This window comes from Oleomonas cavernae, assembly GCF_003590945.1.
Lineage (GTDB): Bacteria > Pseudomonadota > Alphaproteobacteria > Zavarziniales > Zavarziniaceae > Zavarzinia > Zavarzinia cavernae.
This window is the reverse complement of the sequence record NZ_QYUK01000011.1, coordinates 941,719-957,628: the sequence shown is the minus strand read 5'-3', so window position 1 is coordinate 957,628 and position 15,910 is coordinate 941,719. Positions and strand designations below refer to the sequence as shown.

The following is a 15,910-nucleotide window of genomic DNA, read 5'->3' as shown; positions in this document are numbered from 1 at the left end:
TTGAGGACCGATGGGCACGTTGGTCCGTGAATATGGCGTGGCTGTGGCAGCCCTGCATCACTGTGACTCTGCCGCCTCGTCTATCTCGCCCTAAGCCGCCGCGTTCAGGCTGAAGCGCACGTCAACCCGCTCGTAGGGAAACAGCAACTTGCCGTCGCTCGTCCGCTCGATGACGCCTGCCTGGGCGAGCTTCATCGCATCGGTGTGCACGCCTTTCACGTCACGGCCCGCGCGCCGTGCCAGTTCTCGCACGCCAAGGGGCCCTGCGCCGGCCATGGCCTTGAGCAACTCCCACCGCTTGGCGGTCAGTACCTTCCACAGCAGTTCCGGCGTGGCGAAACCGATGTGTTCGGCCCCATCGCCTTGGCCGCTCTTCCAGGCGCGCAGGAAATCCGCGGTCGCGTCTTCGGCGGACATCACTTCAAGAACCACGGTTTTCATCGTTCCACCTCGCGACATCAGCCCAGAAATCGGCCAGCAGGGTTTCGGGATCGGAAAAGGCGTAGGCCGATTCCACGTCGCCGAAATGCCGGTGGTCGCCCTTGCCGCGCTCGTTGTCGTAACGCAGCACGCAAACGCCGTCGACCACATAGGCCAGCCGATACTTGAGCCCGTGCGGGCTGGGCGGCACGGGTGCCGGCAGCCGCCACAACACCAGTTCGGCGAAGGCGTTTTCGGCCAGAACATGACGGCGCTTGTAGAGCAAGACGGCTTTCACGTTGTAAACAATTACAACACGACCGGCCGATGTCAACGGCGGCGATAGCCCCGCTCCCTCACACTACCGCTGGAACATGAAAAACACCGCGCCGACCAGGCAGGCGAAGGCGGCCAGGTGGTTCCAGCGCAGCGCCTCGCCCAGGTAGGCCACTGAAAAGACGGCGAAAACGACCAGAGTGACGACCTCCTGGATGGTCTTGAGCTGGGCCGCCGAGAATTCGCCGTAGCCGATCCGGTTGGCCGGCACCATCAGGCAATACTCGAAGAAGGCGATGCCCCAGCTCACCAGGACCACCTTCCACAGCGGCTGGTCGGTGAATTTGAGATGCCCGTACCAGGCAAAGGTCATGAACACGTTCGAGCCGACCAGCAACAGCACCGTCCACACGAATGAAACCTCCGGTTAACGCTGTACGGGGATAATCATTGCCGCGCCCGCAAGCTATCGATATCATCGGCCGCGCGAAGATCAGGCACCGACCCGAAACTGTCATTCGGTCGGGCTTGTCGCTCCCGGAACGGTCGAATCGGCCAGGCGGCTCGAAAGCCCCAGGCCTCCTGATGCGCCGGATGCGACATTCGGTGTCTGCGCAACGACGTTCACCCTGCTCAAAGACAAGTTTCAGCTCGTGTCATCCAACCGCCCACAGGCCACATTACAAGCAAGCTACCATGGCGCTGCCATGGGTCGGGCTGTCGCTAGTGGGTTGGGTGGTTCGCGAGCAGCGCTCTCTCGTCGGCACCACGGTGCCGGCCGTATTTCCTCGCGCCCGATGCCGCTGGCCGTGTGGTCGACCACACGGCATGACCCGGCAGGCGGGCGCGCTCCACTTTGCACCAACCAACCGATCCTGAGGCTCCCGCCGCTCTTCGCGCAGGCGTCCGCCCGGGGTCGAGGAGATTCACCTGATGGCAACCCGTATGCTCATCGATGCCACCCACCCGGAAGAAACCCGGGTGGTCGTGGTTCGCGGCAATCGCCTTGAAGAATTCGATTTTGAATCGGCGAACAAGAAGCAACTCAAAGGCAGCATCTACCTTGCCAAGGTCACCCGCGTAGAGCCGTCGCTGCAGGCGGCCTTCGTCGAATATGGCGGCAACCGGCACGGGTTCCTGGCTTTCAGCGAGATCCATCCCGACTACTACCAGATTCCGGTCGCCGACCGGCAGGCGCTGCTCGACGAAGAAGCCGCCGCCCATGCCGAGGAAGACGATGACGACGACGAGGAACTGCCCGAGGGCAGCGCGGAGTCGTTCGAAGAGGCCGCCGCCCATGCCGAGGAAGACGACGATTCCGGCCTGATCGAAGTCGTCGAAGTCGACACCGCGACGGAAGTCATCGGTGTCGGTGCCGACGACAATGGCGAGGGGTCGGACGACGCCGACAACGGCGACGAGGACCCCGACAATCACCGCATGGCGGCTGATGCCGACTTCAACGACCCGGTGCTCGAGGGCGACCCCGACACCCTGGCCGTCGTCCCCAAGCAGGACGCCGAAGTCGCCCAGCCGGCACCGGCCGAGGAGGGCGAAGTGGCCCAGCCCGCGCCGGTCGAGGCAGGCGAGGTCGCGCAGCCCGCACCGGTCGAGGCCGAGGTGGCAAGCCCCGAGCCCCTGGCCGAACCGTCGGCCGAGACGGTCGAAGCCGCGCCAGTCGAAGCGGCACCGGCCGAGCTCGAACAGGCCGAACCCGAACAGGCCGAAGCCCCCTTCGCCCCCGGCGAAGAGGCCGCCCCGGTCGACGAGACCATTGCCCCGGCGGTGGTCCCCGAGCAGACCCGCCATCACGAGGAAGAGGCCCCGCCCCGTCCCCGCTTCCGCCCGCGCCGCAGCTACAAGATCCAGGAAGTGATCAAGCGCCGGCAGATCATGCTGGTCCAGGTCGTGAAGGAAGAGCGCGGCAACAAGGGCGCGGCGCTCACCACCTACCTGTCGCTGGCCGGCCGCTATTGCGTGCTGATGCCCAATTCCCCGCGTGGCGGCGGTATCAGCCGGAAGATCCAGAACCCGGCCGACCGCAAGCGCCTGAAGTCGATCACCTCGGAGCTCGAACTGCCCAAGGGCATGAGCGTGATCGTGCGCACCGCCGGCCTGAACCGGACCAAGCCCGAGATCAAGCGCGACTACGAATATCTGCTGCGCATGTGGGATTCGGTGCGCGAGCTCACCCTCAAGTCGGCCGCGCCCGCGCTGGTCTACGAGGAAGGCAACCTGATCAAGCGGGTGATCCGCGACCTCTACAGCAAGGACATCGAGGAGATCCTGGTCGACGGCGAGGATGGTTATCGCCAGGCCAAGGACTTCATGCGGATGCTGATCCCCAGCCACGCCAAGGTCGTCCAGCTCTACAAGGACCGCGTGCCGCTGTTCCACCGCGCCCAGATCGAGACGCAGTTGGACCAGATGTTCAACCCGACCGTCCACCTGCGCTCGGGCGGCTATATCGTCATCAACCCGACCGAGGCGCTGGTCTCGATCGACGTCAACTCGGGCCGCGCCACGCGCGAGCACAACATCGAAGAGACGGCGACCAAGACCAACCTGGAAGCGGCCGAGGAAATCGCCCGGCAGTTGCGCCTGCGCGACCTGGCCGGCCTGGTGGTCATCGACTTCATCGATATGGAAGACCAGCGCAATGCCCGCGCGGTCGAACGCAAGATGAAGGACTGCCTGAAGTCCGACCGTGCCCGCATCCAGATCGGCCGGATCTCGCCCTTCGGCCTGCTCGAAATGTCGCGCCAGCGGCTGCGCCCCAGCCTGCTGGAAGGCTCGACCGTCACCTGCGCCCATTGCCGCGGCATCGGCCTGGTGCGCTCGACCGAGTCGACGGCGCTGCACGTCCTGCGCGGCATCGAGGACGAGGGCATGCGCGAGCGCGCCTCCAAGATCGCGGTGAAGATGCCGCCCGCCATCGCGCTCTATATCTTCAACAACAAACGCGATGCCCTGAATTCGCTGGAGCAGCGCTACGATTTCAAGATCTATGTCGAGATCGACGAGAGCCTGATCGCGCCGGACTACCGGATCGACCGGCTGGCCAATCGCACCGTGCCCATCCCCGAGCAGGTGGTCGCGGTGCGTTCGGGCTCGTTCCCCATGCCCGACCTCGACGAGGACGTGGTCGAGGAAGAGGTCGAGGTCGACGAGCCCGAGATCGAGGCCGAGGCCCCCGCCGCCGAACCGGCAACGGCCAAGACGGGCGAACAAGACAAGGACGGCAAGGATGGTGGCAAGCGCCGCCGCCGCCGCCGTCGCCGCGGCGGGCGCGATCGTGATGGTGCGCCTGACGGTGCCGAGAATGCCAAGGGCGGCGAAGACGCGGCCGACGGCGATGACGACGAGGGCGAGGCCGAGGGCGAGGCGCCCGCCACCAGCCTGCCCAGCGGCGAGGCGGTTGCGGCCGAGTCCGATGCGGATGGCGACGATGACGGCGAAGGCGACGCCGAGGGCGAAGGCGGGACCGACGCCGCCGCCACCGGTGACGACGACCGCCCCCGCCGGCGCCGGCGTGGTCGCCGCGGCGGTCGCCGCCGGCGCAACGAGGACGGCACGGAAATCGCCGAAGGCAGCACCGAGGCCGCGGCCCCCGCGCCCGACGATGCCCCGGCCCCTGAAACTGTCCCGACGGTGACGACGATCGAGATCGTCGACGCCCCGGTCGAGGCCTTGGTCGCCGAACCCGTGTCCTATGCCCGGCCGCTGCTGACGCCCGACGCCCCCTTGTTCCCCGAGGCGGTCAGCCCCGAAGTGGAAGGCAGCGACGAGCCCGTCTCGGCGGAAGCCATGAGCATCGGGCACCTGCACGAGGAACCTGTGAACAAGCCGGTGGAAACCATCACCACCGCGGCCGAACCGTCAACCGTCGATCCCGACGCGCCCAAGCCGGCGCCGCGCCGCGGCTGGTGGCAACGCCGCTTCGGCAACTGATCGACTCATCCGGGAAATGAAAGGCGCAGCTCTATCCAGGGCTGCGCCTTTCGATTCTCCGTGATAGCGTCGACGCCGTCCTAAAATAGCCACGTTCTGCTGCCAGCCGTAGGCTGTCGGGCCTTTCTGCGGCTGGCATGCGCCCCTTCCCGCGATTTGTGCTAGGGTCTGCGCCGGGCTCAGGAAGGCATCACTCGGAGAAGCAGACTTGTCGTCGCCGCAACGCCTTCGTCACCGCCGTCCTTTCGCACTCGCAGCCGCCCTGCTCCTGTTTCTGACGGCCATCGTGCCGGCAGCCGCACAGCAGGCGCGGCCGTCGCTGCAGCTCATCCGCGACGCCGAGATCGAGACCTATATCCGCGACATGGCCAAGCCGATCTTCGAGGCCGCCGGCCTGGAAGACGATGCCGTGCGCATCATCCTGATCCAGGACCCCACGCTCAACGCCTTCGTGGCAGGCGGGCAGAACCTGTTCCTCTATACCGGCACCCTGCTGGCGGTCAGCACGCCCGAGCAGTTGATGGGCGTGATCGCCCACGAGACCGGCCATATCGCGGGCGGCCACCTGGTGCGCAGCACCGAAGCCCTGCGCAACGCCACGATCCAGCAGATCATCGCCACGGTGCTGGGCGCCGTCGCCATCCTGGGCGGTGGCGGCCAGGCGGGTGCGGCCGTGATGATGGGCGGCGCCCAGATCGCCCAGCGCAGCTTCCTGCAATATTCCCGCACCCAGGAATCCTCGGCCGATCAGGCGGCCGTGTCGTTCCTCGACAAGCTGCACATCACCTCGCGCGGACTGGGCGAATTCCTGCAATTGATCGAGCGCGACCAGTTGCGCCTGCGCAGCAATCAGAACCCCTATGTCTACACCCACCCGCTGACCCCTGAACGGGTGGCGGCGCTGGAAACCCGGACCAACCAGTCGCCCTATGTCGATTCGGCGGCCGCGCCGAAATATGTCGAGATGCTGGCGCGCATCCAGGGCAAGCTGCGCGGCTATATCGACAACCCGGAAGTCACCCTGCGGCGCACCTCCTCGAAATCGACGACGGTCGCCGATCGCTATGCCCGCGTCGTCGCGCTGTACCGCAAGCCCGATGTGCCGGCCTTCGTCGCCGAGATCGACGCCCTGCTGGCCAGCTATCCCAACGACCCCTATCTGCTGGAGCTCAAGGGTCAGGGCCTGCTGGAAAACGGCAAGGTGGCCGAATCGATCGAGCCCTACACGCTGGCGGTCAAGTATGCCCCGGCGAACCGTTGATCCGCGTCGGCCTCGCCAGCGCGATGATCGCGACTGAGGACCCCAAACTGGCGGCCCAGGCGATCCAGGCACTGGAGATCGCGACCCGCGACGATCCCGACAATTCCATGGCATGGTATCAGCTTGCCATCGCCTATGGCCGGCGCGGCGACATCGGCCTGGCCGCGTTGGCCTCGGCCGAACGCTTCCTGCTGACGGGCAAGCTCGACGACGCCTTCCAGCAGGCGCAGCGGGCCGAGCAATTGCTGCCGGTGGGCTCGCCCGGCGCCCTGCGCGCCGCCGACGTCCGCGAACTGTCCTTGCGCCTGTGGCGGGACCGCAACTGAGCGGCCGCCGGGCACCATGAACGGAGTTATCTGATGCGTCGCTTGATTGCTTCCGGCCTTGCCCTGGGCCTCCTGGCGGCCAGCCCCCTGCCCGCCGCGGCCGAGACCTTCGACAGCAAGGCGCAGCAGGAAATCCGCGACATCGTCAAAGCTTATCTGATGGAACACCCCGAGGTGATCATCGAGGCGGTCCAGGGCCTGGAAGCGAAACAGGAAGCCGCCCGCGCCGAACAGGCCAAGGGCCAGATCGCCGGCCTGCGCGACAAGCTCATCCGCGACCCGCGCGACCAGGTGCTGGGCGACCCCAATGGCGACGTCACCCTGGTCGAGTTCTTCGATTATCGCTGCGGCTATTGCAAGCAGGCCCAGCCGATCCTGATGGAACTGATCAAGGCCGAGCCCCGCCTGCGCGTCGTGCTGAAGGAATTCCCGATCCTGGGGCCGGATTCGGTGCTCGCCAGCCGCGCCGCCATCGCCTCGGTCCCGCAGGGCAAGTACGCCGCCTTTCACGAAGCGCTGATCGCCACCCGCGGCGCGCTGAGCGAAGACAAGATCATGGAAGTGGCCAAGTCGGTCGGCCTTGATACGGCCGCGCTGAAGGCCGGCATGAGCAAGCCCGAGATCGCCACCCAGATCGACGATGCCCATGCCCTGGCGGAGAAGCTGGCGATCAACGGCACCCCCAGCTTCATCATCGGCGACAATCTGGTGCCCGGCGCGATAGACCTCGAGACCCTGAAGAAACTGGTCGCCGAGGCCCGCGCCGCCTGCACCGGGACCTGCTGAGCGGCAGCACCAGACGTCACGTAACCACCATCGTCATCCCGGCGCAGGCCGGGATCCATCTTGGGGCAGCACGAGATGTCGCCATGGATTCCGGCCTGCGCCGGAATGACGTCAAGGGGTGATGATGGCGCGGGGTTGCACCAGGCGATTCGCCGGCAGCCCGCAGTCTCCATGCAACCACAAGCGTCATCCCGGCGCAGGCCGGGATCCATCCTGGGGCAGCACGAGATGTCGCAATGGATTCCGGCCTGCGCCGGAATGACGATGTCGGGGGTTGCGCCGGATGTCGGGGGTTGCGCCTGATGGCCGTGATCAGGCCGGCGGCGGGACCTTGACGGTGGTGATGGGCTGTTCCCGGTAGGGTACCGCGCCGCCACCGCCGAGAATGTCGCCCAGGCCCGGAATGGTCAGGGTCGGCCCGCCGCCACCGCCGCCGCCGGACGGGTTGCTGATCGAGCCGGTGCGCTCGGCGATCACCTTGCCGTCGTAGAGCACGGTCAGGCGGTAAGGCGACGAGGACGGCCGCGGCTTGTCGGGATCGGGATAGATGCGGACCAGAACGCGGTAGTCGCCCAGGGGCGGGTTGCCGGTGAAGGTGACGTGTTCGACCGGGTCCTGGACCATGCGCAGGCCGCCCGAATTGGCATAGCCGTTGGCATCGATGTCCAACTCGCCGCCGCAATTGCGCGGTTCGCGCGACCAGATCAGCTGGCCCGCCGGGCAGACCACATGGAGGTCGAGATCGGCGGTATTGTCCCAGGCCAGGATGAATTCCAGCCGCCCCTTGTGGCCGCCCCTTTCCTCGACCCGGCGACGATCCTCGGTGACCTGACGCGACTCCGGCGGTGGCGTCTCGGCACGAGGCGGCGGGGTTGGTGGCGGAGTCGGGGTCGGCGGGGGCTCGGCCGGCGGCGGCGGGGTTGGTTCGGGCGGCGGCTCGGGCCGCGGCGTGGGTTCGGGCGGGGGCGTGGGTTCGGGCGGGGTTGCCGGCTGCTGGGGCGGCGTGGCGGGAATGGCGGGCTGGCAGGCCGCCGCCTTCTCGGCCAGGCGGCGCTCCAGATCGGCCAACTGGCGGCGCAGGACCTGCTCGTGGCCTTCCAGCGCCTGAAGCTCGGCGGCGATCTCGACCTCGCCTTCCGGCACTTCGCAGACCAGCGCCGGCTGGCCGAAGAAGCTGGACAGCCAGCCGCGCTGATAGGCCCAGACCCCAAGAACCCCAGGAACAGCAGCGCCAGGGCGACCAGGGTGACGATGACCGGCCAGGTCCATGGCGAGCGGACCGCCGGCGCCGCGGATACGGCAGCCATGGTCGCGGCCCCTGCCCCGGCCGCCTGGCCGGCAACAACCGGCCCGGTGGCAGCGGCGGCCATACCTGCCGCCGCGGCGACGGGCGGCGGCGCGATGACAGGCGCGAAGCTGAACAGCAGGCCGCGCGGCGCGACCTGGCCGCGGCCGGTCGGGTCGAGGGCCAGGCTGCCCCAATCGGTCAGGACCGGCTGATCGCCGACCAGATAGACGCGGTCGAGGCCGGGGATTTCCAGGGCCGCGGCAAGCTCCTCGCCCAAGGCGCGCTCGCCCTCGTCGGCACCGTCGACCAGGCGTGCCGCCTCGCCCCGCAAGGTGCCGACCAGGCGGCCCAGCCGGGTCTGCACCGCGTCGCGTTCGGCCGGGGGCAGATCGACGAAGCGCCGGATCTGGCCATTGGCCGTCGTGTGCCATTCGGTGAAGGCGCCTGATTCGGCCGGCCGGGCAAAAAGCGCGGCGTGATCCGGCCCCAGGCGCGCCGAAACATGGGCGACGATACCCGCCTGGGCGGCGGAAACCGGCCGTCCGGCTACTTCGAGAGGGCGGACCCGATCGGTCCGTGTGGTCGCGACGAGCGTCATGATCGCCTAAGAAACGTGCCCGCTGGAAGCCGGTTCCGCCAAGGGAGGCGCAGTGTAGACGATCTGTGATGACGCGCACAGCGGTTGACGCCGGCGCGGCCGGCACGCTCAACTCGGACCCCAACGGAGAACGCCATGCCCTATCCCCGCGACACCGACGCCATCCGCCAGATCCTGACCCAGACAAAGACCATCGCCCTGGTCGGCGCCAGCCCGAATCCGGCCCGCCCGGCCAACGAGGTGATGGGCTTCCTGCTGCGCCGGGGCTACCGCGTGATCCCGGTCAATCCCGGCCAGGCCGGCAAGGAAATCCTGGGCCAGCCGGCCGTCGCCAGGCTGGCCGACATCACCGAGCCGGTGGACATGGTCGATATTTTCCGCGAGGTCTCGGCCATTCCCGGCGTCGTCGACGAGGCCATCGCCATCGGCGCCAAGACCGTCTGGATGCAACTGGGCCTCGCCCATGAAGACGCCCGCCTGAAGGCCGAGGCGGCGGGCCTGCGGGTGGTCATGGATCGCTGCCCGGCCATCGAGATCCCCCGCCTGGGTATTTGAACAAGTTTTTACCGGTAATCATAAAAGATAAACAGAACGATTGCGCAAAAAACTGGACGCGGCGGCGAATCCATCGTCAGAATGGCGCCCCGTTTTCAGCTCAGCCCAAGGGAGACCCAAGAATGAGCGACCAGCCCCAAGCGTTCGAGACCAGGACCGTCCACGCCGGCGCGGCCCCCGACCCCACCACCAAGGCCCGGGTGACCCCCATCTACCAGACCTCGTCCTATGTCTTCGATGATGTGGATCATGCGGCGTCGCTGTTCGGGCTGCAGGCCTTCGGCAACATCTATACCCGCATCATGAATCCCACGAGCGCGGTGCTCGAGGCGCGTATCGCCGACCTCGAGGGCGGCACGGCGGCCCTGGCCGTGGCCTCGGGCCATGCGGCGCAGTTCCTGGCCTTCCACACCCTGCTTTCGCCCGGCGACAAGTTCCTGGCCTCGCGCAAGCTCTACGGCGGCTCGATCAACCAGTTCGGCGAAAGCTTCAAGCAGTTCGGCTGGCAGGTGATCTGGGTCGACCAGGACGACCCGCAGAATTTCGAGCGCGCCTTCGAGGACGGCGTGAAGGCGATTTTCGTCGAGAGCATTGCCAATCCCGGCGGCGTGATCACCGACCTGGAGCCGATCGCCAAGATCGCGCAGAAGCACCATGTCCCGTTCATCGTCGACAACACCCTGGCGACGCCCTACCTGGTGCGCCCGCTCGAATGGGGCGCCAACATCGTCGTCCATTCCGCCACCAAGTTCCTGGGCGGCCATGGCAACTCGATCGCCGGGCTGATCGTCGACGGCGGCAATTTCGACTGGCTCAAGGACGACAAATACCCGCTGCTGGCCAAGCCCAACCCGTCCTATGCCGGGGTGGAACTGGGCAAGACCTTCGGCAACATCGCCTTCGCCATCGCCAACCGGGTCCTGGGGCTGCGCGATCTGGGCCCGGCCATCGCGCCGCTCAACGCCTTCCTGGTCCTGACCGGCACCGAGACCCTGGCCCTGCGCATGGAACGCCACACGGCCAACACGCTGGCGGTGGCGAGGCACCTGGCCGCCCATGACAAGGTCGCCTGGGTGTCCTATGCCGGGCTGGAGGGCGACAAGTATCATGCCCTGGCCCGGAAATATTCGCCCAAGGGCGCCGGCGCCGTCTTCACCTTCGGCCTGAAGGGCGGCTACCAGGCCGGCACCAGCCTGGTCAAATCGGTGAAGCTGTTCTCGCACCTGGCCAACGTGGGTGACGTGCGCAGTCTCATCATCCATCCGGCCTCGACCACGCACAAGCAGCTGACCCCGGCCCAGCGCGCCGCGGCGGGCGCCGGCGACGATGTGGTGCGCCTGTCGGTCGGCATCGAGAACGTGCTCGACATCATCGCCGACCTCGACCAGGGCCTCGCCGCGGTCTGAGCCCCCCATTGATCGCAAGCGGCTCGGTCCCGATGCCGCTTGCGATCGCGGGCCTGCGTGGATCTATCGCCGCCGCCCCGATTGTGTGAAAATTCCCCCTGGTCAGACAGCCTAGACGGGCATGAGCACGGACCAACCGTTGCCCGAAGAAGGCCCCCCGGCTGCTGAAACCAATGGGGGATATCATGGCAACTTTTTCCGTTCTGAACGGCACTGGCCTGAACGGCGCCGGCGTGGATTTCGGCACGCTCAACCAGATTTCCGCCTCTGGCATCGCGGGTTTCCCGGTCATCACGCCCACCACGGGCAGCGTGTTTTTCAACGATACCGGGCTTTTATCCTTAACCGGCACCGGCATGTCGTTTGTTTTTCCGTCGACCTTCGGCGGCACGGTCAACAGCCTCACCTACGCCAAACCCGCCGTCACCCCGGTCTTCTCGATCACCGGGATCAGCCAGCCGCTGGCCGGCGCCGCCGGCGCCTTGCTCGGCGGGGGTGACCTGACGGCCTTTCTGGCCTCGGCCTTTGCCGGTGTCGACACGATCTCGGGATCGTCGGTAAACGATGTCCTGGCGGGCTTTGGCGGGGCCGACCTGATCGATGGCGGGCTGGGCAACGATATCGCCGACTACGGCGCCTCGGCCGCCGGCCTGACCGGCGACCTGAGCGCCGGCACGGTGAGTGGCGGCGACGCGACAGGCGATACGCTGACCAGTATCGAGGGTCTCACCGGCACCGCCTTCAGCGACGCCTTGACCGGCTCGGCGGCGGCCAATGTCCTCTCGGGCGGCAATGACAACGATACGCTGACCGGCCTTGCCGGGGCCGACACGCTGAACGGCGGCAACGGGATCGACACGGCCGACTACTCCCTGTCGGCCGCCGGCATCGTCATCAAGCTGGCGGCCGGCACGGGCAGCGGCGGCGATGCGGCGGGCGACACGCTGAGCGGCATCGAAACGGTCGTCGGGACGGCCTTCCGCGACGCCATGGCCGGTGACGGCAACACCAATACCCTGAACGGCGGCGCGGGAACCGACGTGCTGGCCGGCGGCGGCGGGGCCGACACGCTGGACGGCGGCGACGGCATCGACATCGTCAGCTATGCGGCATCGCTGGCCGGGGTGCAGGTCGACCTGAAGAACAACACCTACACCGGGGGCGACGCCGCGGGCGACAGCCTTGTCGGCATCGAATATCTCACCGGCTCGGGCTTTGGTGACACGCTTGCGGGGACGGACAGTACCAATCGCCTGCTGGGCCTGGACGGCGACGATGTGCTGCAGGGCAACGGCGGCAACGATGCCCTGAGAGGCGGCGCGGGGGTGACGAGCTGAACGGCGGCGATGCCAACGATGACCTGGCCGGCGACGCCGGCAACGACACGCTTTCAGGCGGTGCGGGCGACGACCGGCTTCTTGGCGGCACCGGGGAGGATGTCCTGTCGGACGGCGCCGGTCGGGACAACCTGACCGGCGGCGCCGACAACGACACCTTCGCCTTGACCACCCTGGACGGCAGCATCGACGTCATCCGCGACTGGACGGCGGGCGACAAGATCAGCATCGAATTCGATACCGGCACGGTTACCGTCGGCGAACTGGTGTCGGGCACGGACATCGGCGCGGCGGTGGGCGAAGGCATCTTCTACAACACCGCCAACGGCCGGCTCTACCTGTTCGACAGCGCAGACGACTCGCGGACCCTGTTCGGGGTGCTGGTGAACACCCCGAACGACCTGGCCTTCACCGATTTCGTGATCGTCTAGAAAACCTATTCGGCCGGCTGGACCGCTTCGCTTGCGGGGCGGTCGGCCGGCAGCATCAGGCAGAACAGGGCGGCGATGCCGGCGAAGATCGCCAGCACCATGAGCAGGCCGTCGAGCGAACCGGTCAGGCGGTGGATGATCGGCACCAGGCTGACACCCAGCGACGAGACGCCCAGGGTCAGCACGAACTTGGCGCCGAAGGCCCGGCCGCGCCAGGCGGGCGGGGTATAGTGGGCGAGCAGCGAATTCTCCGCTGGCTGGCCCACCACATTGAACGAGACCATGATGGCGGCGACGCCCACCAGGGCGGAGCCCGAGAGGAAGACCGCCAGCAGGATCGCCGGAATCTGGAGAAGCTGCGCGACCAGATAGACCGTGCGCGCCGGGTAGCGGTCGGCCAGTTCGCCGCCCAGGTACTGGGTCAGGGCCGAGACCAGGTAGACCGCCGAGACCAGCAGGCCGATGCCGAAGGTACTGTCGACCAGGCCGCCGGCGCGGTCCTCGAACAGCTTGGGCAGGCCGACCGAGGTCGACTGGAAGATCAGCCCGGCCATCAGCATGGTCACCGACAGCACCCAGAAGGCCCGGCGGACATCGCCCCGGCTGGGCGGCGGCGTCGGCGCCAGATCGTGGGGCAGGTCGAAGATCCTGCCCGTGCGCATCAAGGCGACGAAGACGATGCCGACCAGGATCGAGACGGCGCCCGGCACGATGAAGGCCGCCTGCCAGCCATAGCGATCGGCGAGGAAGCCGGCGATCACGGCCGCCGCCGCGGTACCCAGCGAGCCGAAGATGCCGTTGATGCCCAGGGCCCGGCCCCGGTTGGCGGCGTTGCGCACCAGCCAGGCGATGCCCACCGGGTGATAGATCGAGGCGAACAGGCCGATCAGGGTCAGGCCGATGGTGATGCCGGTCAGGTTCGTGGCAAAGCCGGTGGCGATCGAGGCGGCGCCCAGGCCGATGAAGAAGACGGCGATCATGCCCGGCGCGCTCCACCGGTCGCCCAGCCAGCCGGCGGGAATGGCGCCGGCACCGAACATCACGAACAGCGGGATCGAGGCCCAGGCCAGCTCGTCGTAGGGCAGGCCCCATTCCTTCTCGACGCTGAGGATCACGGTCGCATAGAGCAGGGTGAACAGGTGCGAGAAGCTGTGCGCCACGCTGGAAAAGGCGAGGCCCAGTTGGGTCGAGGGGGCGGTGGGGGCGGCAGGTGTCATCGCCACAATCTGTGCGATGGCGGCACCCTTGTCACATGCCCGATCGACAGATCAGGGCCGCCGCAGCCGATGGGCCAGGTTCAGCCCCAGGGTGAACAGGATGAAGGCCAGGGCCTGGTGCAGGGCCCCCAGGTGAACCGGCACCACGGCCAGCAGGGTCCAGACGCCCAGGATGAACTGGAGCATGACGGCGAAGGCCAGGAGGCCGGCCGCGTCGCCGGCCCGGGGCACCCTGCCCCGCACCAGCAGGGCCAGGGCCAGCACCGCAAGCGCCACCACCACGGCGAAATGGCGGTGCAGGAACTGGGCGGTGATGCTGTTCTCGAACGGGTCGATCCAGGCCGGGACGTGGCTGAACAGGCCGGCCGGCACCAGGTCGCCATCCATCAGCGGCCAGGTGTTGTAGGCCAGCCCCGCATCAAGGCCCGCGACGAAGGCGCCCAGCAGGATCTGCAGGAAGACGAGGCCCAGCACGACGAAGGCCGCCGTCGACAGGCCCCGCGAGGCGACCTGCACCACCCTGCCCCGCCACAGGTCCAGTGCGGTCCAGAACACCGCCGCCTGGATGATGAAGGCAAGGCCCAGATGGGCGGCCAGGCGATACTGGCTGACCGAAACCCGCTCGGTCAGGCCCGAGGCGACCATGAACCAGCCCAACGCGCCCTGCGATCCGCCCAGCAGCAGAATGCCGCCCAGGCGCCAGGCCATGGGCCGGTCGAGCCTGCCCCGGAACAGGAACCAGAGATAAGGCAGCGCGAAGACCAGCCCGATCAGGCGGCCCAGCAGGCGGTGCGCCCACTCATACCAGAAGATCCACTTGAACTCGTCCAGGGCCATGCCCTTGTTGACCAGTTCGTACTGCGGGATCTGCTGGTAATTCTGGAATTCGACCGCCCAGTCGGCATCCGACATCGGCGGCAGGGCGCCGGAAACCGGCTTCCAGGTGGTGATCGACAGGCCGGAATCGGTCAGCCGGGTCACCCCGCCCAGGACGACCATGGCCAGCAGCAGGACCGAGATGGTGAACAGCCAGATCGCCACCGGCCGGTTGGTCGGGCGTGCGATCAGGCCGCCCTGCTGGCGCTGCGATTGGCTTTGCATGGCACCTGCTACGCTCATGCCCGTATCCCGTCAGTTGGTGGGCGGGACCATAGGGGATCGCGCCCCGCGGGGCCATATCCTGCGACGAGGTGCCCCAGCGGGAGGTTGCGGGACCGTTGTGCGTCCTTCGAGACGGGCGCTTCGCGCCCTCCTCAGGATGAGGAAAACCTTTATGACACAAAGACTTACCTCATCCTGAGGAGCCACGGCACGTGGCGTCTCGAAGGACGCAACATGCTTGTCCCACACTCAGCCCTTCGCGGTGAAAGGCATCAGCATGGTCGCCCCCGCCGCCTCCAGGCCCAGCTTGGCCAGGAGATAGCGCCGGGCATCGGCGTGCAGCATGTCGCCGAAGGAGGCGAGGTGCTGGACGATGCCCCAGTCGATCTGCTTCTGGCCCTCCTCTTCCCCGGCATTCATCTCGCGGAAGAATTCCAGCGAGAAGCGGATGATGATGACCGAGTTGATCACCAGCGGGTCGATCCACTGGTCAGGCATGTCCAGGTGCCCTGCCCGCTTCAGGGCACGGAAGAACTGGCCGAACTGATGCCAGGTGCCCTCGTAGATGCCCGGCGCCGCCGCGATCATGCGCGCGGTGTGCTCGCCGTAATCGGCGCGGTCGCGGAAAATGGAGCGGAAGTCGCGCACCTCGGCCGAGAGGGCGGCGAGCAGGCCGGCATAGCCGTCGAGCACGTCGCCCTCGCCCGGCAGGATCGCCAGACGCTGCCCCGCCCGCTCGAGATAGAGGTCGGTCATCGCCTCGAGCAGGGCGCGCTTGCTCTTGAAGTGATACCAGAGATTACCTTCGGTGATGCCCAGATCGGCCGCCAGCTCGGCCGTCGTCACATTGCCGAAGTGCCGCTCGTTGAACAGCCGCAGGGCGGCCTCGATGATGCGTTGGCGGGTGTTGCGTGCCATGCCGCAGCATTAGTCGATCGAGGCGCCCGTGTCAGCCGC

At 67.4% G+C, this 15,910-nt stretch carries 16 protein-coding genes and 1 pseudogene; 10 read left to right on the top strand and 7 right to left on the bottom strand.

Features of this window, described 5'->3' with window-relative positions; genetic code table 11:
• Nucleotides 1-90: 90 nt before the first annotated feature.
• From D3874_RS08250 to D3874_RS08240, 3 genes are all read right to left on the bottom strand, one after another.
• Nucleotides 91-441 carry an HVO_A0114 family putative DNA-binding protein gene (locus D3874_RS08250; RefSeq protein ID WP_119777656.1) on the bottom strand — a complete coding sequence of 117 codons (351 nt, stop codon included), beginning with the start codon at nucleotides 439-441 and terminating at the stop codon, nucleotides 91-93.
• Nucleotides 422-718, bottom strand: coding sequence for a toxin-antitoxin system TumE family protein (locus tag D3874_RS08245; protein ID WP_119777655.1), 297 nt, complete (start codon nucleotides 716-718; stop codon nucleotides 422-424). The genes D3874_RS08250 and D3874_RS08245 overlap by 20 nt, the downstream gene beginning before the upstream one ends.
• 63 nt (nucleotides 719-781) lie before the next feature.
• On the bottom strand, nucleotides 782-1,108 hold the full coding sequence (locus D3874_RS08240; RefSeq protein ID WP_119777654.1) for a DMT family protein: 327 nt from the start codon (nucleotides 1,106-1,108) through the stop codon (nucleotides 782-784).
• Between the two features lie 521 nt (nucleotides 1,109-1,629).
• Between D3874_RS08240 and D3874_RS08235 the strand changes: the two genes are divergently transcribed.
• From D3874_RS08235 to D3874_RS08220, 4 genes are all read left to right on the top strand, one after another.
• A complete protein-coding gene (locus D3874_RS08235) occupies nucleotides 1,630-4,647 on the top strand; it encodes an Rne/Rng family ribonuclease (protein ID WP_119777653.1) in 3,018 nt (1,005 codons plus the stop codon).
• A 208-nt stretch (nucleotides 4,648-4,855) separates the two neighbouring features.
• A complete protein-coding gene (locus D3874_RS08230) occupies nucleotides 4,856-5,908 on the top strand; it encodes a M48 family metallopeptidase (RefSeq protein WP_119777652.1) in 1,053 nt (350 codons plus the stop codon).
• Nucleotides 5,909-5,931: 23 nt separating this feature from the next.
• Entirely contained in the window at nucleotides 5,932-6,234 is a 303-nt protein-coding gene (locus tag D3874_RS08225; protein WP_147385573.1) for a tetratricopeptide repeat protein, read from the top strand.
• Between the two features lie 33 nt (nucleotides 6,235-6,267).
• Nucleotides 6,268-7,020, top strand: a complete 753-nt coding sequence (locus D3874_RS08220; RefSeq protein ID WP_119777650.1) for a DsbA family protein — start codon at nucleotides 6,268-6,270, stop codon at nucleotides 7,018-7,020.
• A 312-nt stretch (nucleotides 7,021-7,332) separates the two neighbouring features.
• On the opposite strand, the gene D3874_RS08215 is transcribed toward D3874_RS08220, so the two are convergent.
• Nucleotides 7,333-8,289, bottom strand: coding sequence for a hypothetical protein (locus tag D3874_RS08215; protein ID WP_147385572.1), 957 nt, complete (start codon nucleotides 8,287-8,289; stop codon nucleotides 7,333-7,335).
• Here D3874_RS08215 and D3874_RS08210 point away from each other — a divergent pair.
• From D3874_RS08210 to D3874_RS30115, 6 genes and pseudogenes are all read left to right on the top strand, one after another.
• Complete coding sequence (locus tag D3874_RS08210; RefSeq protein ID WP_119777648.1) at nucleotides 8,272-8,520, top strand: hypothetical protein; 249 nt, start codon at nucleotides 8,272-8,274, stop codon at nucleotides 8,518-8,520. The two genes, D3874_RS08215 and D3874_RS08210, sit on opposite strands and share 18 nt — an antisense overlap.
• 521 nt (nucleotides 8,521-9,041) lie before the next feature.
• Nucleotides 9,042-9,461, top strand: a complete 420-nt coding sequence (locus D3874_RS08205; protein ID WP_119777647.1) for a CoA-binding protein — start codon at nucleotides 9,042-9,044, stop codon at nucleotides 9,459-9,461.
• A gap of 122 nt (nucleotides 9,462-9,583) precedes the next feature.
• A complete protein-coding gene (locus tag D3874_RS08200) occupies nucleotides 9,584-10,867 on the top strand; it encodes an O-acetylhomoserine aminocarboxypropyltransferase (RefSeq protein ID WP_119777646.1) in 1,284 nt (427 codons plus the stop codon).
• Between the two features lie 185 nt (nucleotides 10,868-11,052).
• Nucleotides 11,053-12,204, top strand: coding sequence for a calcium-binding protein (locus D3874_RS08195; protein WP_147385571.1), 1,152 nt, complete (start codon nucleotides 11,053-11,055; stop codon nucleotides 12,202-12,204).
• Nucleotides 12,201-12,353, top strand: a pseudogene (locus D3874_RS31940) (calcium-binding protein); the annotation flags it as partial. The gene D3874_RS08195 and the pseudogene D3874_RS31940, both read left to right, overlap by 4 nt.
• Nucleotides 12,354-12,368: 15 nt before the next feature.
• The gene (locus D3874_RS30115) at nucleotides 12,369-12,635 is read left to right on the top strand and encodes a hypothetical protein (protein ID WP_233559875.1); all 267 of its coding nucleotides are present in this window, start codon (nucleotides 12,369-12,371) and stop codon (nucleotides 12,633-12,635) included.
• Nucleotides 12,636-12,640: 5 nt separating this feature from the next.
• Here the strand turns inward: D3874_RS30115 and D3874_RS08185 are convergent, their stop codons facing one another.
• From D3874_RS08185 to D3874_RS08175, 3 genes are all read right to left on the bottom strand, one after another.
• A complete protein-coding gene (locus tag D3874_RS08185; RefSeq protein WP_119777643.1) occupies nucleotides 12,641-13,852 on the bottom strand; it encodes an MFS transporter in 1,212 nt (403 codons plus the stop codon).
• 51 nt (nucleotides 13,853-13,903) lie between these two features.
• The gene (locus D3874_RS08180) at nucleotides 13,904-14,971 is read right to left on the bottom strand and encodes a COX15/CtaA family protein (RefSeq protein ID WP_199698993.1); all 1,068 of its coding nucleotides are present in this window, start codon (nucleotides 14,969-14,971) and stop codon (nucleotides 13,904-13,906) included.
• A 231-nt stretch (nucleotides 14,972-15,202) separates the two neighbouring features.
• Nucleotides 15,203-15,871: a TetR/AcrR family transcriptional regulator gene (locus D3874_RS08175; RefSeq protein ID WP_119777641.1), complete on the bottom strand. Its 669-nt coding sequence runs from the start codon at nucleotides 15,869-15,871 to the stop codon at nucleotides 15,203-15,205.
• Nucleotides 15,872-15,910 lie beyond the last annotated feature (39 nt).